This window comes from Neotamlana laminarinivorans, from assembly GCF_020523925.1.
In the GTDB taxonomy this organism is placed as follows: domain Bacteria; phylum Bacteroidota; class Bacteroidia; order Flavobacteriales; family Flavobacteriaceae; genus Neotamlana; species Neotamlana laminarinivorans.
Map to the genome: position 1 here is coordinate 1 of NZ_JAJAPW010000104.1, position 279 is coordinate 279.

Here is a 279-nt window from a genome sequence, read left to right on the forward strand (position 1 = left end):
CTTCCATGAATTTCTCTAAAAGATTTTCATCGTAAGTTGCTACTTCCTCTATAAGTAAAGCTCTATATTTTCTTGCTTCAGCTTTAAGCTCTTCTGGAATCTCAATAACATCAAAAGTTGCCCCTTGAGTTTCGTCATGCCAAACGATAGCTCTATTCTTTACTAAATCTATAATACCTTTAAAATCTATTTCATCACCAATATTTAATACAATTGGCACAGCATTAGATTTTAACATATCTTTTACTTGCTGACAAACACCTAAAAAGTTAGATCCTT

Annotated in this window: 1 pseudogene; it reads right to left on the minus strand. The window is 31.5% G+C overall.

The features are described 5' to 3' along the window. Positions 1 to 279: pseudogene (fusA, locus tag LG649_RS16225) on the minus strand (elongation factor G); the annotation flags it as partial.